The sequence below is a fragment of the Shewanella sp. MEBiC00475 genome (genome assembly GCF_005234075.1).
In the GTDB taxonomy this organism is placed as follows: Bacteria; Pseudomonadota; Gammaproteobacteria; order Enterobacterales; family Shewanellaceae; genus Shewanella; species Shewanella polaris.
On the sequence record NZ_CP039928.1, the window covers coordinates 446,927 to 468,181 of the forward strand.

General features: G+C 38.9%; 19 protein-coding genes. 9 read left to right on the top strand and 10 right to left on the bottom strand.

Annotation, left to right across the window (positions count from 1 at the left end; all coding sequences use genetic code 11):
- Positions 1-79 precede the first annotated feature (79 nt).
- Complete coding sequence (locus FCN25_RS01900; RefSeq protein ID WP_137221479.1) at positions 80-412, bottom strand: hypothetical protein; 333 nt, start codon at positions 410-412, stop codon at positions 80-82.
- A 139-nt stretch (positions 413-551) separates the two neighbouring features.
- Positions 552-902 carry a hypothetical protein gene (locus FCN25_RS01905; protein ID WP_137221481.1) on the bottom strand — a complete coding sequence of 117 codons (351 nt, stop codon included), beginning with the start codon at positions 900-902 and terminating at the stop codon, positions 552-554.
- A gap of 436 nt (positions 903-1,338) precedes the next feature.
- Between FCN25_RS01905 and FCN25_RS01910 the strand changes: the two genes are divergently transcribed.
- On the top strand, positions 1,339-2,127 hold the full coding sequence (locus FCN25_RS01910) for a hypothetical protein (protein ID WP_137221484.1): 789 nt from the start codon (positions 1,339-1,341) through the stop codon (positions 2,125-2,127).
- 423 nt (positions 2,128-2,550) lie between these two features.
- Here the strand turns inward: FCN25_RS01910 and FCN25_RS01915 are convergent, their stop codons facing one another.
- Positions 2,551-2,808 carry a penicillin-binding protein gene (locus FCN25_RS01915; RefSeq protein WP_137221486.1) on the bottom strand — a complete coding sequence of 86 codons (258 nt, stop codon included), beginning with the start codon at positions 2,806-2,808 and terminating at the stop codon, positions 2,551-2,553.
- A gap of 468 nt (positions 2,809-3,276) precedes the next feature.
- On the opposite strand from FCN25_RS01915, the gene FCN25_RS01920 reads away from it, so the two are divergent.
- From FCN25_RS01920 to FCN25_RS01930, 3 genes are all read left to right on the top strand, one after another.
- Positions 3,277-4,881 carry an alkaline phosphatase gene (locus FCN25_RS01920; protein WP_137221488.1) on the top strand — a complete coding sequence of 535 codons (1,605 nt, stop codon included), beginning with the start codon at positions 3,277-3,279 and terminating at the stop codon, positions 4,879-4,881.
- A gap of 16 nt (positions 4,882-4,897) precedes the next feature.
- Positions 4,898-6,811 (top strand): alkaline phosphatase, encoded by a 1,914-nt coding sequence (locus FCN25_RS01925; RefSeq protein WP_137221490.1) that lies wholly within the window; start codon positions 4,898-4,900, stop codon positions 6,809-6,811.
- Between the two features lie 101 nt (positions 6,812-6,912).
- Complete coding sequence (locus FCN25_RS01930; RefSeq protein WP_137221492.1) at positions 6,913-7,644, top strand: hypothetical protein; 732 nt, start codon at positions 6,913-6,915, stop codon at positions 7,642-7,644.
- Between the two features lie 344 nt (positions 7,645-7,988).
- Here the strand turns inward: FCN25_RS01930 and FCN25_RS21220 are convergent, their stop codons facing one another.
- A complete protein-coding gene (locus tag FCN25_RS21220; RefSeq protein WP_137221494.1) occupies positions 7,989-9,536 on the bottom strand; it encodes a methyl-accepting chemotaxis protein in 1,548 nt (515 codons plus the stop codon).
- Between the two features lie 411 nt (positions 9,537-9,947).
- Here FCN25_RS21220 and dmeF point away from each other — a divergent pair, with 411 nt between their 5' ends.
- The 3 genes from dmeF to FCN25_RS01950 all read left to right on the top strand — a co-directional run bounded on the left by dmeF (position 9,948) and on the right by FCN25_RS01950 (position 11,900).
- Complete coding sequence (dmeF, locus tag FCN25_RS01940; RefSeq protein WP_137221496.1) at positions 9,948-10,931, top strand: CDF family Co(II)/Ni(II) efflux transporter DmeF; 984 nt, start codon at positions 9,948-9,950, stop codon at positions 10,929-10,931.
- Between the two features lie 8 nt (positions 10,932-10,939).
- Positions 10,940-11,347 (top strand): MarR family winged helix-turn-helix transcriptional regulator, encoded by a 408-nt coding sequence (locus FCN25_RS01945; RefSeq protein WP_137221498.1) that lies wholly within the window; start codon positions 10,940-10,942, stop codon positions 11,345-11,347.
- Between the two features lie 118 nt (positions 11,348-11,465).
- Positions 11,466-11,900 (top strand): excinuclease, encoded by a 435-nt coding sequence (locus FCN25_RS01950; protein WP_137221500.1) that lies wholly within the window; start codon positions 11,466-11,468, stop codon positions 11,898-11,900.
- Between the two features lie 110 nt (positions 11,901-12,010).
- Here FCN25_RS01950 and FCN25_RS01955 read toward each other — a convergent pair whose 3' ends face one another.
- Both FCN25_RS01955 and FCN25_RS01960 read right to left on the bottom strand, forming a co-directional pair.
- Complete coding sequence (locus FCN25_RS01955) at positions 12,011-13,918, bottom strand: S9 family peptidase (protein WP_137221502.1); 1,908 nt, start codon at positions 13,916-13,918, stop codon at positions 12,011-12,013.
- Positions 13,915-14,472 (bottom strand): hypothetical protein, encoded by a 558-nt coding sequence (locus tag FCN25_RS01960; protein WP_137221504.1) that lies wholly within the window; start codon positions 14,470-14,472, stop codon positions 13,915-13,917. Before FCN25_RS01960 ends, FCN25_RS01955 begins: the two co-directional genes overlap by 4 nt.
- A gap of 246 nt (positions 14,473-14,718) precedes the next feature.
- Here FCN25_RS01960 and FCN25_RS01965 point away from each other — a divergent pair, with 246 nt between their 5' ends.
- Positions 14,719-15,069, top strand: coding sequence for a YkgJ family cysteine cluster protein (locus FCN25_RS01965; protein WP_175405815.1), 351 nt, complete (start codon positions 14,719-14,721; stop codon positions 15,067-15,069).
- 204 nt (positions 15,070-15,273) lie between these two features.
- Positions 15,274-16,284 (top strand): D-alanine--D-alanine ligase, encoded by a 1,011-nt coding sequence (locus FCN25_RS01970; RefSeq protein WP_137221506.1) that lies wholly within the window; start codon positions 15,274-15,276, stop codon positions 16,282-16,284.
- A 51-nt stretch (positions 16,285-16,335) separates the two neighbouring features.
- Here FCN25_RS01970 and FCN25_RS01975 read toward each other — a convergent pair.
- From FCN25_RS01975 to napA, 4 genes are all read right to left on the bottom strand, one after another.
- Positions 16,336-17,564, bottom strand: a protein-coding gene (locus FCN25_RS01975) for an IS3 family transposase (RefSeq protein ID WP_137221508.1) whose coding sequence is annotated in 2 segments (ribosomal slippage) — positions 16,336-17,213 and positions 17,213-17,564 — 1,230 coding nt in all. Because the reading frame shifts where the segments join, the coding sequence is not laid out codon by codon here.
- A 106-nt stretch (positions 17,565-17,670) separates the two neighbouring features.
- Positions 17,671-18,258, bottom strand: coding sequence for a cytochrome c3 family protein (locus FCN25_RS01980; protein ID WP_206194460.1), 588 nt, complete (start codon positions 18,256-18,258; stop codon positions 17,671-17,673).
- A gap of 20 nt (positions 18,259-18,278) precedes the next feature.
- A complete protein-coding gene (locus tag FCN25_RS01985; protein ID WP_137221512.1) occupies positions 18,279-18,752 on the bottom strand; it encodes a nitrate reductase cytochrome c-type subunit in 474 nt (157 codons plus the stop codon).
- Positions 18,753-18,763: 11 nt separating this feature from the next.
- Positions 18,764-21,253, bottom strand: coding sequence for a nitrate reductase catalytic subunit NapA (gene napA, locus FCN25_RS01990; RefSeq protein ID WP_137227302.1), 2,490 nt, complete (start codon positions 21,251-21,253; stop codon positions 18,764-18,766).
- Positions 21,254-21,255: the final 2 nt, after the last annotated feature.

Sequence of the window (21,255 nt, forward strand, 5' to 3'; positions counted from 1 at the left end):
AATAATGGTAACTACACAGACATTTAACGTTTTGAAGAGCGATGCTAGATGCGTCATTAGGCACCGTAGCTTCAACTTGTTACATACTGCCCAGGGATGAATCATGCCAGACATCCACATTTTCGCCAGCGATTAAAAACCGATAGCCTGGCGGGAGCGATAAATATTTTTCTACTTCAGGTAGATAGTTTGCAATATGACTGACGTGAAGTGGTTTGAAGAAATCTGCATATTTAGACATGTCTTCACCGCACCAAATATACCAGCCACAAGAACCATTTTCCGGATTGTGCCGTAAACCATTAATGGGAAGCTTGCCAATTGTTTCAATAGCAATGCCAATTTTATCCCCTTCGAGGCTTGGAAAAGGAGTCACTCCAAATTTTAAACATACATCTTTTTGATTAGGCACTATATATCCTAAGGCGTAAAAAATTAATCATGCCACCCATTTTTATAACCGATAAGAAGGGTGGCTTTTTTAGCTCCAACACTTGAGATAAGAACACGGCTTAGCGCAGCCTATCCCTATTTGCTTTATTGTTAAGCTTTTAAAATAACCAAGCAGTAGGGTTCTCAATGGGTTTTTCCAGTTCAAGCGCTTTCATGCCCTTGAGTGAGCGGATTATTAGCCAAACCGCCCAGAATAAGAGTACAAACCAACCAATGATAACTAAAGATAAAATTGAGCCTAAGAAGATATAAATAGCACCAATCCAAAAAGTCCTAATTTGAAACTGATAATGGGTTTTTAACCATTCAGGGGCATCACCTTTATTGATGTAAGCCATTACGACACCGATTATGCCTGTAATACCAAACAGTAAACCTACCATATAAAGTAAGTAAACTATTTTGGCTTGTTCCTTAGTCGCTGGAACATTTTTTACTTCTTCACTCATCTATTTTATCCTTTAATTGTGATGAATTTTATAATTAATTCTTCAATATTTGCTTAACAAGAAACTATGCCACTCATTTTTAAGACAATTAACATAACTGCTTTTAGCGTTGATTGCGATAGCTTTCTGACTATTCAAATGTAAAACTTGAACGAAAATCATCAATAAACTGAGTGGCATATGGAAACTGATGAGTCAATACGGTAGATTTAAGGCAGCACTCGCGGCTGGTTTGGTATCAAGCAGAAAAACAGGTTACTGTTTCAGTGTGAGTTCTCGTTTTAAATATTAAGCCTTAAGCACACTACTAACGCTGGTAGTTTGAAGCACCTCTAAATAATTAACCAAAACGACTTGGTACATAGCGCTTTTAATCCATTACATCAATGTTATAACCTGATAAAATATATAGTTAAAATACTTAAAAGGACTTATTGTGAAAAAAATATTGTTTATAGCCTGTGTGCTCCTATCATCTAAAAGCTTTGCTTTAGATCTTGCCAAATACCCGATAGAGCTGAGTTCTGGTGATGGTGTTAACGTTGTTATTGCACCAACAACAGACAAAAAACAGGCGTTAATAAAAGTAACGGGCATTAATCACGAGATTGATGGCGTTACATTTTTGACCGATTTAAAACCTCACGGTAGTAACAATGCTTATAAATATAGTTATGATGGCTCTGAGCGCAGCCTAGTAAGTGTCGATGACGGATATGGTTGTTGCTCGTATACTCTGTATATACCAGAAACACGAGAAGGCACCTATTTATCAACAAAAGAAGAGTCTAACCCAGCAATTGTTGCAGATTTAAAAGCACAATACGAATTGCAACTAGGCAAAGGTATTCAAGCTAAGTTAGCGAGTTTTAATCGTGAAAAACATTTAACTTACCAACAGAAAAAAATCACTGATGCTAATAGCGAAATTGATAAGCAGTGTGGCGTAAAAATAAAGACCACTGTCGATTGGAAAACGATTGATGATAAAACATTACAAAACTACGCTGTCGGTTCATTTTGTGCACAGGTAGCCAGCGAAATGGTTTCTATGTGTGAAAACGATCCAAGCTTTAAAAATAAAATAGCCCCAATTAATACTATTGAATGTCAATTTACCAATGAGTTAAAACTGCGTCAAAACAGTCAAACCCTGACATTTAAAACAGCACCTAAAGCGCCAAATCAACCTCAGTTCATTAAGTCTTATTTACTAAACTTATAATGCAGGTCTAACAACAAAAAAGCACCTTAGGGTGCTTTTTTGTTGTCGATATGAATCAAATACCATCAAACCTAATGAAATAATTAGCTCAAAAAATTATCAGACTAATTAACAGTAATGGTTTTATCATAGTATTCAGGTTGTTATAAGCATTTATGGCTGTCCAATTTTAGTTTACGACTGTCTAGCTTTAGTTTCGTTAGCCATTTAACTCTACTCTATATGGGACTCTTTTAAAGATGCTGATGCCTATCTGCTTTCACTGTTTGCACAAATACGTGATCATGATAAAAAGCTGCAATGACATTTACGCTTATGCATAAAATGCTAATTTATTTGTAACTACTGCAGTCTATCCCCAAATTAACCAAAAGCTAACCATTGCGATCCATTTTTATCGCCACATGATTGAACACCACTATATCAATAGGTTGAATTAGGTGTACTCTCTGGATTCACCTCACCATAAACTTCTTCAGGATCAACATCATTAATCAATAATATTTCTCTAACGGTTTCAATATGATCTAATATTTTTTGGTAATTATCACCGTACTCATATTTAGTCACTTCAATGGATTTAGGCATGTAGGTAAACGCGATTTTTAATGCGTTTAACGCAGACTGACTCATTTTGTCACTTTTTACTTCATTATTTACATCACTTATCTCTTTACTCATAACTTCCCCATACAAACAGTCCTTATTTAATAGTCTGAATTGATAGCATTTTACTCAACTATTCTGCCACAAGACAGACTTGCAATTGATCGTTCCAATAAGCACACAAGCGGTGCATGACTCCAACTATGCCGCTCTTTTTATCGCTAATCAACTTAACTGATTCCGACTCAGATTACGATAGATTTTCACGATAGTGAACTAACAAAATATTCAATTTAATCATAAACTTGTAGCTTAGTAACCGATGAGACATTCAAGAGTATAGAAGATAGAAAACTTTTCATTCTGCAAAACCCCAATACTAGGACCATTATTAAATAACTGTAAAATCAACCGTTTGATAGGTATACACAAAACTGAAACTCATTTGTCAATAAATTGTAACCCTAGTGTTACCTAATGTTCATTGTAACCCACTATGTTATAGCCACGTTCTAAAATAACTTAACTACAACATAGGGTAATATGAATATGCTCAAACAAGGCTTATCAGTGGTTATCGCTAGTATATTGTCTTCGGCAACATACGCAGGAGCTGCAACCGCAGCGACAACGACTGACACACAACTCAATAATGCTTGGTATAAAGACGGCCAAGCAACCATCACTGAAAAATTACAACAATCAAGATCAACAAGAGCAAAAAATGTCATCTTGTTTGTCGGCGATGGTATGGGTATTTCTACACTTACCGCAGCTCGAATTTTACAAGGACAATTAGCCGGTAATTCTGGTGAAGAAGGTTACTTAAGCTTTGAAACATTTCCTTATTCAGCACTGGTTAAAACTTACAATGTAGATGCACAAACACCAGACTCTGCTGGCACCATGACAGCCATGATGAGCGGCTTAAAATCAGACGCCGGTGTTCTAGGTGTTGATGAAGATGTTGTTCGTGGTACTTGTACCTCAGTCAAAGGCAACGAAGTGGTAACTGCCTTAGAGTTAGCCGAAATAAAAGGCTTGTCGACAGGTGTGTTATCAACTGCACGTATTACTCATGCAACGCCAGCCGCCACATATGCAAAATCAGCAGACCGTAACTGGGAAGATATCTCAGACATGGATATTGAAAATAATGCTGAACGTGCAGATTGTGAAGATATTGCATCACAACTGGTTAACTTTGAAAAAAATCTAGAACAACGTTACACCGGAGTTGATGTAGACGGCATTGATGTTGTTATGGGCGGCGGACGTCGTCATTTTTTACCTAAAGATGCCACATTTAATAGTGCCGATGCCGTAAGCGATATTGAAGGCGACCGTACAGATGGTCGTGATTTGACCGCAGAATGGAGTGCTATGTATCCAAATGGCCAATACGTTATTGACCAAACTGGATTTGATGCCATTGACACAGAAACCTCGGAACGTGTTTTTGCTTTATTCAATGAATCTCATATGCAATACGAAGCCGACCGAGCCAATGATATTGCTGGCGAACCAAGCCTTTCTCAAATGACAGAAAAGGCCATTAAAATACTTGATAACAATCCAAAAGGTTACTTTTTAACGGTTGAATCAGGACGAATTGACCATGGTCATCATGCTGGTAGCGCAAGCACAGCACTAAATGATGCGATTGAGTTTTCAAATGCAGTTCAAGCTGCATTAGATGCAACAAATGATGAAGAAACGCTAATCATTGTCACCGCCGATCACAGCCATGTGTTTACGATTGCTGGTTATCCAAAACGTGGTAACCCTATTTTGGGTAAAGTCGTTGGTATTGGTGCTACTGACCCTAGCGAAGATTCAGATGGTAATCCTTACACCACATTAGGTTACAGCAATGGACTTGGTTTCAGAGACTTAGGCACTGAAACAGATGGCGATGCATCTTATGCTTCTGAAGCCATCGCAGGCCGTCAAGACATCACTGCGATCGATACCACTACATCAGGCTATCACCAAGAAGTTACTGTTCCATTAAGTAGCGAAACTCACGCAGGAGAAGATGTTGCTATTCATACATCTGGTCCAGGAGCGCAATTAGTTCAAGGTACTGTTGAACAAAGTGTTGTATTCCATTTAATTAATCGTGCTCTTGGTTTAGTTGGTCAATAGACCCTATAAGGTTTTTATGATGAATAAATTTATACTATCAACAATAACAGTTTCTTTGGTTTGTGCATTATCAGCTTGTGGCGACGACGGTGACAATGGTAAAGATGGAGTAAACGGTACTAATGGTACTAATGGTACTAATGGTACTAACGGAACCAACACATTAATCACACAAACACTTTTATCAGTAGGCAATGAAAATTGTATCAATGGCGGTATGCAAATTGACACAGGTATAGATACAAATGCTGATACTGTTTTAGATGCGTCTGAAATAACAGCAACTCAATATGTATGTTCACCTGCTGCGACCACAGTAAATGATACCGAACTATTAACCAGTTTGAATAATTCATGGTTTAGACAAGGCGCTGCCGAAATAGAAACGGCAGACGATATTTGGAACAAAATAGATAGCCAATTAGCAAACAATGCCAAGGTATCGATTGCAAAAGTATCTAGCACGGAAGAAATAACCGCACTTAAAGGCTCAGCTAAAAATGTGATTTTATTTGTTGGTGACGGTATGGGTGTTTCAACTGTAACCGCAGCACGTATTTTAGATGGCCAAAATAAAGGCATGCAGGGTGAAGAAAACCAATTAAGCTTTGATAAATTCCCATTTTCTGGTTTAGCAAAAACTTACAACGTTGATGCACAAACGCCTGATTCTGCTGGAACAATGACAGCCATGATGTCGGGAGTTAAAACAGATTCAGGCGTGTTAGGTGTTGACGAAAATGTGGTTAGAGGCAACTGTGCTAGTACTAAAGGCATTGAAATGATTACTGCACTAGAGTTAGCTGAGATTGCAGGAAAATCAACGGGTGTAATCTCAACCGCACGCATTACTCACGCGACACCTGCTGCGACTTATGCAAAGTCAGCAGAACGTAACTGGGAAGACATCTCAGATATGGATATTGCCAACAACCCTGAACGTGCCGATTGTGAAGATATTGCATTACAGTTAGTTAATTTTGAAGCCAACTTAGAAGCTAGATATGCCGGTGTAGATGTTGATGGCATTGAAGTTGTGATGGGTGGTGGCCGTCGTCACTTTTTACCTAAAGATGTAGCCTATAACAGCAATGATGCAGTCAGTACCATTGAAGGTGACCGTACTGATGGCCGTGACCTAACCGCAGAATGGCAAGCTCAATACGCAACAGGTGTTTATGTCGTTGACCAAGCTTCATTTAATGCTATAGACACTGAGGCAACACCACGCATATTTGGTTTATTTAACGAATCACACATGCAATATGAAGCTGACCGTGAAAATGATATTGCTGGTGAACCTAGCTTGTCAGAAATGACAGCCACTGCCATTAAGGTGCTTGATAATAACGACAAAGGTTTCTTCTTAACGGTAGAATCTGGTCGTATTGACCATGCTCACCATGCCGGAAATGCATACAATGCACTAAATGATGCCATCGAGCTTGCTAAAGCTGTACAAGTCGCAGTTGATGCAACAAGCGAAGAAGACACCTTAATTATTGTTACTGCAGATCACAGCCATGTATTTACCATTGCTGGCTACCCTAAACGTGGTAACCCAATATTAGGTAAAGTGGTTGGTATTGGTGCGACCGACCCAAGTTTAGCCTCAGACGACATGCCTTATACAACGGTAGGTTACACTAACGGCCTTGGCTTTAGAGATTTAGGGACCGAAACTGATGCCGATGCAAGTTATGCAGCGGCTGCGGTAACCGGCCGTGTTGACTTAACCGATGTTGATACATCTACAGCGGGTTTCCACCAAGAGTCATTAGTACCATTAGGCAGTGAAACGCATGCGGGTGAAGACGTTGGAGTTTTTGCAGTAGGACCTGGCGCTCACTTAATTACAGGGACTAATGAGCAAAGCTTAATATTCCATGTAATGGATTATGCTGGCAACCTTTCTGGCGCAGCCGAGTAAATACCGCTAAATAAGTCATCATTAAAGAATAGGGGTTCGCCCCCTATTCTTTAACTTTTAGCCTCAATCTTGATACTTAATCAGCCAAAAAGATAAAATATATGAAAACTCTATTGTTACTAACCGCTATCACTTTCCCGTTATTTGCATCAGCAAGTGACACTTGCCAATCAACTGCCCTCATGGCGACCTATAATATTGAGCAAACGACTAACGACGTGGCACCAAACAAACAAAACCAACTGGTTTTATTAAGAGCCCAAAACTCTGTATTTCATATCAGCAATCAAGATGTAGCAACACAATGGACAACACTGCCACATAATCACATGAAAAAAACCTCATACTTTATTGATGACAAACGTGCCATTGAATATGAAGCAACCAAAACGATATCTAAGCAAGCATGGCAATATCATGCACAATTGCTACATCCATTATTTCAACAGCAGTCAACACTCATTGAAACGACTGGACAGGGTTGCGATAAACTAGAACATTATCAACAACAAACAAATACAAAAACGGTTGATATATGGTGGTTTCCTGCAAAAAAATTAGTACAAAGCATTAGTACTGTATTGTCAGATAAAGGTGAATCTGCAGATAAAGCTATAAATTGGCAATTAACTGAAGTGACTTACGACAACAAAATGATTCAACAACAGTTAGATACATTCTCTGCATACCAATCGACCGACTTTGCTGATATTGGCGATAATGAATCTGACCCGTTTTTTAGAAAAATGATCAACTTAGGTTTTATAGAACACAGTGCATCAGGATTTTATGATAGCGAAGGAAATTCATTATCGTCAGCACATCAGCATTAACAGCGTACTGAAGTGATGAGTGAGATTTATCGACATTCTACACTTATATCGCAAATGCAGAGAACGTCGTCTTGAGTTTGTAAATCTGTCATATCCTTTTTCATACCAAAGTGAAAAAGGATAAATTTGAGTTATTATTGAGGTCGGTGTGAATGGGGTTTTCTGTTATGAGTAAATTTTGCGATTAACACTACTTTTAACCTAAGCACTAAGCACTAAGCACTAAGCACTAAGCGATTATAACAGTTGATAAAAGTAGAAAAACAAGGTCATCACCTATCAATTATTCTTTGATTGAATACGCACTAGGTGATAAACATGATCCAGATAGATAGACGTATATTTTATTGTTCTTCAGCCTTATAACCAATTCTAAATCCGCCCCAATGCTTACCGTTAACGTATATAGGCGCCGAAAGGTCATGCATTACTTCACCGGTATCGCGCTTATAAGTTTGCAATAAAAAGCTTTCGGTATTACTACCACATCGTTTACCAGTTGGATCATCAAAAATACGTTTGGTGCGATTACCAGCAAGATCTTGTTCGCGATCTCCGGTTAACGCTTTGGTAAATTTAAGGTTATGAGTAGGGAAATACCCTCTTACATCAACAGCTCCCGCGTAGATGATATCAGAATGATTTTTTAGAATAGCTTCTTGAATACTCGGTAAATTGGAGTCTGTAAAACGGTCAAAACCGGTAGTGAATTTTTGAGGATCAGTTTTTGGAATCGGTTGGTAATTTGAGTCAAATAATTGTGCTTGTGTTAGCGAGCCATTGATAATGGCCTTTTCAAAAACAGTTCCAATCTCGGCAGCGGCATTAAGTGCGACATTAGCAATAACTGAATGTTTATCCGATAATTCAAAATGTTGCAGATGACGAAATATCTGTTCAGCAAAGCCACTTAGCTCAAGCACTCTATCTGAAGCTTCAATCAAATCGGTATCAACTTTGAGTATAGAAGCGCCAATGCCTTCAATATTTGCACCTATACCATTAGTGTTTTCAACGGTAAAACCTACCGTTTGATCCATTTGTAGCATTTCGCTTGCTGCACTGGCCATGCTCTCTTGGCTTGCTTTAGTGAGAATATAAATCTCATTCATGCGCTTAGAAAGTTTTCCGCCCATATCACTAACTCGTTGCATGGCTTCAACAGAGTGAATGCTATTTTCGCCTATTTCTGTCAGTAATAACTCGATACCTTGCGTTGCTTCGGCCGTTTTATGTGCCAGATTACGAACCTCATCGGCAACCACTGCGAATCCTCTACCTTGCTCACCTGCTCTAGCAGCTTCAATAGCGGCATTGAGTGCCAACAGATTTGTTTGATCAGATAATTTGTTAATGGTATCGGTGATACTGCTAATAGCGTTTGCTTTATTTTTGAGTTCTATTAATAACCCTGCAGTTGATTCAATTTCAGTAGACAGGCTACTTTGTTGTTCATCGACTTGTTTAATTTCGATAGCATAACTCGACGCTTGCGTGTTTGCCTCCTCAACCAATATGCGTACTTTGGATGATTGACCTAGAAGTTGTTGAGCGCCTTGCTCTAAATTACCCGCTCGCTCTGATATTTCTCGAACATGCTGAACTTGCAACCCCATTGCATGTGCCAAGTTTTCGATAAAAAACGACACTTCTGCTCCGCCAATTGCAATCCGTGTAGCTGAGTTACTGATAGCATTAGCATCTTGTTCATTTTGTTTTGGTAGTTCAATAGCTTCTGAGCCTATTTCTTTGTATTGAGTAAACCGTAATGTGACAACTGAAGCGACAGCGATGAAAAATGCAAATAACCAATTAGGTAGGGTTAAATAGCTCAGCAACAGTGCGATTGCAAATATCACTAACCCATTAATCAAACTCATTTTATTTAACATGAATAATCCAATCCTTTTTTTATTCAGGTTAGCACTCTCTATATCATTGTATGCTATCTACTTTGGTCTAATCTTGAACAGTTACCTCAACATATCTGATTTAGTTGTTGCCTAGTTATTTAACTATGGTTAAAAGCTCACATAGCCTTTCCCGCATATCTTCCCCATATGCAAAACATTCTTTAGGAGAGAAATAAGTTAACGTTTACTCTTTAAATTCTTCCTTCACATTACAAGTATTATCAATACGCTCTGAAACACTCAAAAAAATTGAAGTCAGTCCACTCTAATTAAATGGCTAAAACCGGTATTCACTTCTTTAGGATATTGAGTAAAGATTGATTACAAGCATTTACTTTGATTTTCAAATAGTATAAATTCCATATTACTTGATAATCAAACTAAATTATTATGAAAAATATTGCCCAAAAATATATTCACCAACACAATTTCACATCAGTTAATGAGCAAAATGTAAGACGTACCTGGTATGTACTTGTGATAACAGTTATCACTATGGCCATAGAAGTTATAGCTGGTACTATTTATGGTTCTATGGCCTTGCTCGCTGATGGTTGGCATATGGGGACTCATGCAGCTGCTTTTTGTATCACACTATTCACTTATAGTTATGCAAAAAAGTATGCGGCTAGTGACAAATTCTCTTTTGGCGTGGGTAAAGTTGGGGTTCTCGGTGGATATACAAGTGCAATAGCATTGGGTATTGTCGCAATCATCATGTTAGCAGAATCAGTACATCGTTTATTATCACCCATCGAGATCCAATTTAATCAATCCATTCTAGTTGCTATTATCGGGCTAATCGTAAACATCGCCAGTATGTTTATACTTGGCCATGAACATCACGACCACAGTGATCACCATAGCCATGGACATGAACATGAACATGAACATGAACACCATGATAACGATCACGATCACCATGAGGAGCATCATAATCATGACCATCACAGTGGTCATGATCATAATCTCAAGGCGGCTTACTTCCACGTGCTAGCAGATGCATTAACTTCGGTTTTAGCCATTTGTGCACTGTTAGTCGGAAAATTTCTTGGATGGTATTGGTTAGATCCAATTATGGGCGTCGTGGGTGCGGTAATTATTACCAAATGGGCATTTGGTTTAATGAAGCAGACAAGCCCAATTCTTTTAGATGAAAACATCGACAAAAAATATCAATCAGAAATAATTAAAACGATTGAAAATGAACAAACAAAAGTTACTGATATCCATATCTGGAAAATTAGCGCTGATCATTATTCTGCTGCAATAGCGGTGTGTACAACAACAGATGCAAATGTCGAATCAATTAAACACTCTCTGACTAAGTTTGATAAGCTAAGTCACTTAACTATCGAAGTGAATTACTGCTGAGGCCCTTTATGCATTCTTTGAATAACTTAATCATCGAGTTTTACGACAAACTGTCTTCTTGGGAGCAGTCTGTCGTTAAAGATACGGGATATTCACTAGCACAAGTGCACACTATAGAGGTGCTAGGTTCTCATGGGCCGATGAGAATGAAAGAGTTAGCTGACAGACTTGGAATTACCACTGGAACATTAACCGTTCAGGTAGAAAAGCTGGTTAAGTTTGGCTTAATTACCCGCTCTCCACATGAAGAAGATAGGCGTTCAATATTAGTTGGATTAACAAGCGAAGGGACTGAGCTTCATACACACCATAATCGCATGCATATACAACTGACAGAAGACATTACTCGCCACCTAGACCAAAGTTCAATTGATGTATTAACCCAATGTTTTGACAAAATGAACCGAGAATTTTGATTTAAATTTAGAAAAAACTATTATTGATAGGTGTAAAATCAGTGAGTTAATGTTATTTTGCTGCAAAGAATGGATTTTTACCGTTTAAACAAGATAAATTAAAAGGATGTTACTCAGTATGAAAAACAAAATCATCGCATTATCACTGGCACTCGCTATTGCACCTTCGGTTTCTTATGCCCGCGACGATGTCGCCAGTTATTCGGTAGCAGATGCACTGAGTACAGAACATGCAAAAAATAAACTCGGCAGCAACGTAACCTTCTATTTTGGTGATCAAGCTTATTCTGAACCCGTTAAAATTATGGGTGAGTTTAGTTCTAACAAAAAGACCAATGCTTTGAATAAATCTGATATTCAAGCCTGTCACTGGGTATTTTTATCGGCAATGATCGCGCTTAAAGAACGAGCGGTTAAAGAAGGTGGCAACGCGGTCGTTGAAATCAAATCGAATTACAAAAATAATCTGACTAGCAGTAATGATACTTTCCAATGTGGTGCAGGTACCTTTGTTGCTGGCGTTGCATTCACCGGTAAAGTGGTTAAATTGTAAAACATATATTTTTTCATAAGTTTTTTATTCACAGTGCCAAGTAGGATTTAATACTATCAACTGGCATGCAAAGCCACTGAGTTACAGTGGCTTTGATTAATTGTTTAAGATTATAAGGATGAAGCTACTTCACTTTGAGCAAAACTCTGTTGCATGAATTTATCAATATTATTGTATAACGCTTGCTGTGTATTGATGTAATTAAATCCATGTACTTCATTTTCAAAAAGCATAGACTCATATGATTTGCCTAATTTATCTAACACATATTTCAATCTAAAATAATGTTCCGAATCGACAACTCGATCTCTCCCACCTTGAGCAATAAAAATTGGAATAGATAATTCATTCATTCTATACACTGGTGAATACTCAATTAAGGTATCCCAAGATTCGTTTGGGTCACCAAGGATATCAATCAATACCCGTCGAGAATCATCCTTTTCAGAAATATTATGATCAGAAAACAGTAATGGTATGTCTGTCACTCCGGCATAAGAGATGGCACATTTATATAAATCAGGTCGTCTTATTGCACTGATTAATGCAGAGTAACCACCGTAACTAATTCCAAAAATACACACTTTTTGGCCATTTATATCTTCTCGAGCAATGGTTTTGGTAACGGCAGACTCAATGTCGTCTTCGATGAGTCGGCCCCATTGACGCTTGCCGCTATTAAGAAACTTTTTACCAAAGCCTGATGAGCCGCGATAATTTGGAGTTAATACCGCATAACCTTTTTGAACAAAATAATGTACATCAACTGAAAAGTGTCGCGTGTCATTAACACCTAACGGTCCACCATGAGGCATCACCAATAAAGGCACATCTTTAGCGGTAGAATTGCTTGGCATAGTTAAATAAGATTCAATTTCAACACCATCAGAAGAAATCGATTTAATCACAGAACTTTTGCCTAATGAGTATTGGTTTAACCAAGGCCGCTCTTCACCTATAAGCTGGCTTTTACCTGTTTCCGTATCGAATAAATAATAAGCAGAAGGAGAATCGATCGACTGATTAATCGTCACTATTTTTTGGTAATCTTGATCAAAGTGAATAACATAATTGTCCTCTTTATCTCCTTTACCCTCTGATGCGCCAGTATATGTTGACAACTTATTGTCATAATTTTGCACCAATACACCGCCGAGCATATAGGTGTAACCTATGATGCTGCTGTCGTAAGGGTTTTGAATAATGCCGACAATATCACGCCCTGGCAGACTGTAAACTTCACCAGTAAAAGCCTTAGACTGAACATCATATCGAGATAAGCTTTGATAACCATTTTGCTGTTCGGATAACACTAATAATTCATTTTTAGCATCATTAAACCATACTGGTATAAATTTAGTTTGATCATCTTGCCGCCAAACTTGTTGCCACTTACGACTATCAGCTTTTTTAATATGAACCTCTGTCACACCACCTTCGCTAATAAAATTAACGTTCGGTTCACCATAAGAATTGAATAACCATGTTCCTTCAGGAAATGGGCCTTTTGATATGCGTTTTTTACTTCGAAACTGTGTTTCAAAACTGTCTTCTATGACGTTAATGGCAAATAAATATGCTTTACCATTTTTATAGCGCTGGGCAATAAAAGTATCGTCAACTGCGAGTAATGGATCAAATAAATAAGTCTGTTTTAGTAAAGCAACCTGAGTGACATTTTTCGCTACATCAACTTTATATACAAGTAACTGTATCCCGGAATGACGATCAAATGTCGTGATACTAAAATATTCTTTGCCTAACCAACTAAAGTCACTAATGGCTCGTTTAGAACTTTGGCTGAAACTAATCACCTTGGTATCCCAACTAAAATCTGTACTGGCAAGTACCACGGTATAATTATTATCGACCAACTTTTTATATAGCAAGAATTGCCCCTGCGGGCTTAACTTCGGTGCAACAACATCTGGATTTCTGAAGAAATCGTCTTCAAGATTGGCATCTACTGTGAATGAGAAAAACATCAACACGATGAGAATAGACTTAATTAGCTTCATAATTGATTCCCTTCAATTTCTTTAGCATATTCAAAAAAATGGTCTTTTTCTTTGCCAGTATAGTTCAAATTATACTGAGCCAATACTTCGGGATAATTAGATTCCATATAATACAAAGCCTTACTGGCTTTGTTATTAAAATAGAATCGCGCGCCACCAATCAGCGTATCTAAACTACCATTCATCTCGGTATACATTGAAAGATGGCCTGCATAATTGATTTTTCCAGCCTCAACATTGATTACGTACTTCTGATCAGCTATATCAATGTAAGTTCTTTTTCCTAAATACACGCGATCCCATGTGTATCGTCCAGCGGGGACCACTTCGATCCAGTAATTATAATCAGGCTTAACTTGCTCAAACTTCAAATCAGACAACCATCCTTCGCCTTCTACCGTAATATGACTAGGTACGTAACCTTGCTCAATTTTCATCGCAACAAGAATATATCCCTCATCGTTATTCAGTTCTGTTACGCAGAAACCCAATGTTGAAACGCAACATAAAACCACGCAAAATGCGCTTTGCATCAATCGTCGATATCCTTTCACACAACAACTCCTTGTTGACTTGTTATTCTTATTAATGAAATAAGTAAACGGCTGATTTCACCATTACTTTTAACCTTTTCCCCTCAAAAATATAACAAATAAACTGTTGGGATAAAATATAAATTCTGACTATTGAAGTAATTTGGTGGTCATAAAAAATTAAATATCACCTCTATTTGAAGTAAATTTATCTTTCATGAACAAATTTACGCTATCCTTAGCAAAAATTTTCAACAGCAGCCATTAATGCCCTCTAATATCATAACAATGTTTCCTGAGTCGTCTGATACGTCTTCGACTTCCCTAAGCACCAATTCTACAGAACAGGCTGTAGCATTGACTTGTTCAACTTGCCAAGCCTGTTGTTGCCGTTTAGAAGTGATGTTAATAACCGAAACTGGTGTGCCTAAAATGTATATAGCCAAAGATAATTGGGGCGGAGAAGTGATGCGTCGCCTTGATGATGGTTGGTGTGCTGCGCTAGACAGAGATACTATGATGTGTTCGATTTACGAACTTAGACCGTTGATTTGCCGTGAATTTGAAATGGCAGAGTATGAATGTATAACTGAGCGTAAGAAATATTTACCAGAATAAATCACTATCACTTATGAGTAGATAACAACATTGAGCGTTAACAACAGTTCGAGTAAAATATCGTTTTTAAAACTAAAATAATGTTAACTCTAGCTTGCTCTTTATAGGCCTCCGTTATTATCATAAGCACAATTTTTTAGGCTGAATAGTCTTACTTATTTCGGCCAACTTCCAATTTATATTTTACTTTTTTCAGGAGCAACCATGCCAAAAATTAATCTGCTGTTATTGTGCGGCGGAGGCAGTGCAGAACATGATATTTCGTTGATGTCTGCGCGTTTTTTTGAGTCATCACTGGCAAAGTCAGATAAATTTTCAATACTTAAATTAGTACTTGATCAACAAGGACATTACCATACAGAAGATGGTAAATTGTGCGATTTAACTAATCGTCGTGAAATCCGTTTTGAAGATGACAGCACACCCACTTGGCCTGTTGATTATGTTATTCCATGTATTCATGGATTTCCTGGTGAGACTGGTGATATCCAATCTTACTTTAACTTAATCCAACTGCCCTACTTTGGTTGTGAGTCGGAAGCATCGAGTAATTGCTTTAATAAAATCACTGCAAAAATGTGGTTTTCCGCTTTAGGTGTACCCAATACACCGTACATTTTTTTACACCAACTTGATGATGATGCAATTAAGCAAACTGAAGCCGCATTTGATAATTGGGGCTCGGTATTTGTTAAAGCCGCATCACAGGGTTCATCTGTGGGATGTTATAAAGTCGATGTTAAGGCCAATATTGCTGAGGTGTTAAAAGATGCCTTTAGTTATGCGCCTTATGTGGTGGTTGAGCAAACTATTCATGCGCGTGAATTAGAAGTGGCTGTTTACCAATACCAAGGGGAAGTGATAGCAACCTTACCAGGTGAGATTATTTGCGACAGCAATACCTTTTATTCGTTTGACGAAAAGTATGCTAAAAATAGTAAGGCCCGTACTGATGTTGTTGCTAATAACCTTAGCCCTGAAATCAGTCAACGGATCCGTGATTACGCGGTAAAAGCCTTTAAAGGAATGAAGTTACGTCACTTATCGCGTATCGATTTCTTTTTAACCGAAGATAATGAAATCCTATTGAATGAAATCAATACCTTCCCCGGGTTAACACCTATTTCAATGTTCCCAAAGATGTTGCAAAACCATGGACATGATTTCACTGAGTATTTAATTGATGTGATAGGTCAACAAGTTGATTTAACCTAAACTGCTTCAATTCGAAATGTGTCTAGTCCTAAAATAGGTTGACGGTTTTTATTAAGCCAGTTGGAACTCCCGACTGGCTTTTTCATGCACTTCGTTTGGGGTTTTCATTCCTAAACTAAGGTGCGGTCTTAACTCGTTATAAATCCTAATAGATTCTTTGATGAGTATTGCCAGCTCCTTCATCGTACGACAGCGGTAAAGTAAAAACTCTTGCTTCAAAATACCATTCACTCGCTCAGCTAACGCATTCTGATAACAATCATACCCATCTGTCATCGATGGCCTTATCGCATTCGCAGCCAATTTATGTTGATATTCTGCTGAGCAGTACTGTATCCCTCTATCTGCATGATGAATGACATCACTGGTTGTCTGACGATTCTTTATCGTCATCTCCAATGCTTTAACGACATCACTGGCTTTCATTTCATCACTTAATTCATAACCCATTATTTTTCTTGAATATGCATCTGTGACTAATGATAAATAGTGAGTTCCTTCGTCTGATTTTACGTAGGTTATGTCACTGACAAATACCTCTTCAACGCTCTTCACCACTCTGTCTTTGAGTAAGTTTGGGTGTTTTCTCAACCAATGGTGGCTATGGGTTGTCTTGGTGTAATTCTTCCTAGGCTTTACTAACATATTGTGTTGTTTTAAATACTGAAATAGGCCGTCCCTACCTAGCTTTATGCCTTGTTCAAGTAACTGTGGCTTGATGAGTTGATAAAGCTTACGCGTACCCACTCTGGGCATGAACTGACGCCAATACATAACCATCGGCATCACCGGTTTTAACATGTCAGCTCTTGCTGCTAAGCGCTGCTTCCATTGATAAACAGCTTGTCTTGATAGGTTAAACTGCCGACTCGCTGTCGCTAGCTTTACAGTGCCTTTTTCTTTGGCAAGCCAGAGCGTTCGGCTAAGTACTTTTTTTCTAAATCAATACCGTACTCATTTTTAAGTAACTCGACCATATCGCCATAAATCATATTTTTCATTTCGAGATTGGAGACTTGTTTCTCTAATCGTTTGATTTTCTGGGCGGGTGTTTCTGTAGATTTGGACATAGGTGAATGCTCAATCGGCTGGGACCAATCTAATCTACCATGTTTTCGTAACCATGTTAGGACGGTACTTCTCCCTTGAATGCCATAGTGGTCTTGAGCTTGCTTATATGTTAGCTCGCCTTTTTCTACTTGACTAACAACCGCTAATTTAAAGCCTAATGTGTAATCTCGTTGAGTACGTTTTATATTGATTGATACTGAAGGTTTCATAGATAAGTCTCCAATGTGTCAACTTATCTCAGGACGGGACAATGCATAAAAACAAAAGGCCAGCAAATTTGCTGGCCTTTTCTATACGCTTACAATATAAAATTGCCTAGAACCCTTCTACACCCGCCATATCAGGTAAATGATGTGCAATCCCTTTATGACAGTCGATACAGGTTTTATCTCCACTAGCCAGAGACGTTGAATGCATTTGTGCTGCACGCGTAGACTGACGAGTGAAATCCATATAATCAAAGTTATGACAATTTCGACACTCTAGAGAATCATTGGATTTAAGACGCTTCCATTCATGCTCAGCCAATTCGCGACGCTTAGCTTCAAACTTTTCGCGAGTATTAATAGTGCCAAAAATTTTGCCCCACACTTCCTTAGACGCTTGCATTTTACGGGCAATTTTGTCAGTCCAGTTATGTGGTACATGACAGTCTGAACACGTTGCGCGTACTCCGCTGCGGTTAGTAAAGTGAATCGTACTTTGTAACTCTTGATAAACGTTACTTTCCATTTCATGGCAACTAATACAGAATTTTTCACTGTTACCAAGTTCTAAGGCAGTGTTAAAACCACCCCAGAAAATAATCCCAGCGATAAAACCACCAATGGTTAAGAAGCCAAGACTGTAATGGACACTCGGACGACGCAGCACTTTCCACACTAGCTTTAGTTGCTCAAACAGTTTTGCAAACATAATTGCTCCTAGTGCTTCTTAACTGCGGCTTTCGCCTTCATTAAATGATCAATATCGACAAAGTCATTTTCGACTAGTAATTTGGCATCTAATTGCGGTGCATGACATTGAGTACAGAAATAACGACGTGGTGATAACTCAGCCAAGAAATTATTGTCACGATCCATATAGTGAGTCACGCTCACCATTGGAGCCTGTGAATGGCCTGTACTAGTACGAGCATGACACTGGAGACACTTATTTGCCTTAAGATCAATTTGATAACCATCAATCTTATGTGGGATCACCGGTGGCTGCATTGGATAGCTACGTACCTGTTTAACATCGGTATTGATCACCGATTGCATTGCAGGCGGTGTTGGTTCGATATTGATTGGCGCTAAACGTAATGTGTCGATTTTGTCTTCAGGTACACTGGTAGCCATTACACTTACAGAGAAACCCAATAACGCGATAATCGATAATAATTTACCTGTTTTCATGGTCTGTCTCCTTAAGCCTTAACAATCTTAATGGCACATTTTTTAAAGTCTGTTTGTTTTGACAAAGGATCTGTCGCATCTAACGTCACTTTATTAATGAGCTGGCTGGCATCAAACCAAGGCACAAACACTAAACCTACTGGTGGTTTATTGCGGCCACGCGTTTCCACTCGAGTTTTAATTTCACCACGACGAGAAATCACTCTAATCTCATCACCACGACGTAAACCACGCTTTTTAGCATCTTCTGGGTGCATAAAACACACAGCATCTGGGAAGGCTTTATAAAGTTCTGGGACACGTTGTGTCATTGAACCAGAGTGCCAATGTTCAAGTACACGACCTGTTGATAACCAGATATCGTATTCTTCATCTGGCGACTCAGCAGCTGGCTCGTAAGGTAATGCAAAGATAACCGCACGACCATCTGGCTTACCATAAAACTCATAGTCTTTACCGGCTTTAACGTATGGATCTGACCCCTCACGGAAACGCCATTTGGTTTCTTTGCCATTAACCACAGGCCAACGTAAACCGTGTTCTTTGTGGTACATATCGAAGTCAGCTAAATCATGACCATGACCACGACCAAAGGTAGCGTATTCTTCGAACAAGCCTTTTTGAACATAAAAACCAAAATGTTTGGCTTCGTCATTTAAGTACTTAGGATCAGCATCACTTAGCGGGAATTTTTCAACGTTGCCATTTTGATATAGCACTTCATATAAGGTTTTACCTTTAAATGAAGGATTAGCGGCTAATACGTCTGCAGGCCAAACTTCGTCAGTTGTGAATCGCTTAGAGAATTCCATTAACTGCCATAAGTCAGACTTTGATTCACCTGGCGCTTTAACCATTTGATGCCAAAATTGAGTACGACGCTCAGCATTACCGTAAGCACCTTCTTTTTCTACCCACATTGCGGTTGGTAAAATCAAATCGGCGGCTTGGGTGGTTACTGTTGGATAAGCATCTGACACTACAATGAAGTTTTCAGGATTACGGTAACCCGGTAAGCCTTCTTCGTTAATATTGGCGCCAGCTTGAATATTGTTGTTCACTTGAACCCAGTAGCAATTTAAGTCGCCATCGGTTAAACGACGGCTTTGCTCAACTGCATGGTAGCCAGGTTTAGGCGGAATAATACCACTGGGAATATGCCAAATTTCTTCAGCATGTTTTCTGTGTTCAGGGTTAGTCACTACCATGTCCGCAGGTAAACGATGTGAGAAAGTACCCACTTCACGTGCTGTACCACAAGCCGATGGTTGACCTGTTAGTGAGAATGGGCTGTTACCTGGAGTAGAGATTTTACCTACTAGCAAGTGAATGTTATAAATTAAGTTGTTACACCACACACCACGGGTATGTTGGTTAAAGCCCATAGTCCAGAATGACGTCACTTTACGATCTGGATCAGCATATAACTCAGCCAGTTCAATTAACTTATGTTCAGGAACACCAGACAACTTACTGACTGATTCAACATCATAATCTGCAACAAATTTAGCAAATTCGTCAAAGTCCATCGGCGTAGAATCGCCAGCGGTATCGACGTTTTTAGCTTTCATTTCTAATGGGTGTGTTGGACGCAAACCATAACCAATGTCGGTCGTTCCCTTGCGGAAATTAACATGCTTTTTAACGAAATCTTTATTCACTTTATCGTTTTGAATAATGTAATTAGCAATAAAGTTAAGCATCGCCAAGTCGGTTTGTGGCGTGAATACAATCGGTAAATCGGCAAGGTCGAATGAACGATTTTCAAAGGTAGACAACACAGCAACTTTAACGTGTGGCGCACTTAACCGACGGTCGGTTATACGAGTCCACAAAATTGGGTGCATTTCAGCCATGTTTGAGCCCCAAAGCACAAACGCGTCTGCCGCTTCCATATCGTCATAACAACCCATTGGCTCATCAATACCAAAAGTACGCATAAAGCCACCTACAGCAGAAGCCATACAGTGACGAGCGTTAGGATCGATGTTATTTGAACCAAAACCAGCTTTCATTAACTTAACCGCAGCATAGCCTTCCCAAACTGTCCACTGACCAGAACCAAACATACCAACAGCAGTTGGGCCTTTGGCTTTAATAGTGGCTTTCCAGCGTTCAGCCATAGTGTCGAATGCTTTCTCCCATGTAATAGGAGTAAATTCGCCATGTTTGTCATATTTGCCATCAGTCATACGCAACATAGGGGTTTGCAGACGATCGCGACCGTACATAATTTTAGAAAGGAAATAACCTTTAATGCAGTTTAAACCGCGGTTAACTTCACTTTTTGCATCACCATGGGTGGCAACCACTTTACCGTCACGGGTGGCAACCATAACAGAACAACCAGTTCCACAAAAACGACAAGGGGCTTTGTTCCATTCTAATTTAGTTTGTTCTGAGCTAGTGATCAGGTTACTTGCACTTGTAGGTAGTGCTAAACCTGCAACACTTGCCGCTGCGATAGCGGCATTTGCTTTCATAAAATCGCGGCGATTCATTT

Bases quoted from the DNA above. Each gene is read 5' to 3' on its own strand.
- FCN25_RS01920 (WP_137221488.1), top strand. From the start codon at position 3,277: ATGAATATGCTCAAACAAGGCTTATCAGTGGTTATCGCTAGTATATTG.
- FCN25_RS01955 (WP_137221502.1), bottom strand. From the start codon at position 13,918: ATGAAGCTAATTAAGTCTATTCTCATCGTGTTGATGTTTTTCTCATTC.
- FCN25_RS01950 (WP_137221500.1), top strand. From the start codon at position 11,466: ATGAAAAACAAAATCATCGCATTATCACTGGCACTCGCTATTGCACCT.
- FCN25_RS21220 (WP_137221494.1), bottom strand. From the start codon at position 9,536: ATGTTAAATAAAATGAGTTTGATTAATGGGTTAGTGATATTTGCAATC.
- napA (WP_137227302.1), bottom strand. From the start codon at position 21,253: ATGAATCGCCGCGATTTTATGAAAGCAAATGCCGCTATCGCAGCGGCA.
- FCN25_RS01970 (WP_137221506.1), top strand. From the start codon at position 15,274: ATGCCAAAAATTAATCTGCTGTTATTGTGCGGCGGAGGCAGTGCAGAA.
- FCN25_RS01925 (WP_137221490.1), top strand. From the start codon at position 4,898: ATGATGAATAAATTTATACTATCAACAATAACAGTTTCTTTGGTTTGT.
- dmeF (WP_137221496.1), top strand. From the start codon at position 9,948: ATGAAAAATATTGCCCAAAAATATATTCACCAACACAATTTCACATCA.
- FCN25_RS01930 (WP_137221492.1), top strand. From the start codon at position 6,913: ATGAAAACTCTATTGTTACTAACCGCTATCACTTTCCCGTTATTTGCA.
- FCN25_RS01985 (WP_137221512.1), bottom strand. From the start codon at position 18,752: ATGAAAACAGGTAAATTATTATCGATTATCGCGTTATTGGGTTTCTCT.
- FCN25_RS01945 (WP_137221498.1), top strand. From the start codon at position 10,940: ATGCATTCTTTGAATAACTTAATCATCGAGTTTTACGACAAACTGTCT.
- FCN25_RS01915 (WP_137221486.1), bottom strand. From the start codon at position 2,808: ATGAGTAAAGAGATAAGTGATGTAAATAATGAAGTAAAAAGTGACAAA.
- FCN25_RS01965 (WP_175405815.1), top strand. From the start codon at position 14,719: ATGCCCTCTAATATCATAACAATGTTTCCTGAGTCGTCTGATACGTCT.
- FCN25_RS01905 (WP_137221481.1), bottom strand. From the start codon at position 902: ATGAGTGAAGAAGTAAAAAATGTTCCAGCGACTAAGGAACAAGCCAAA.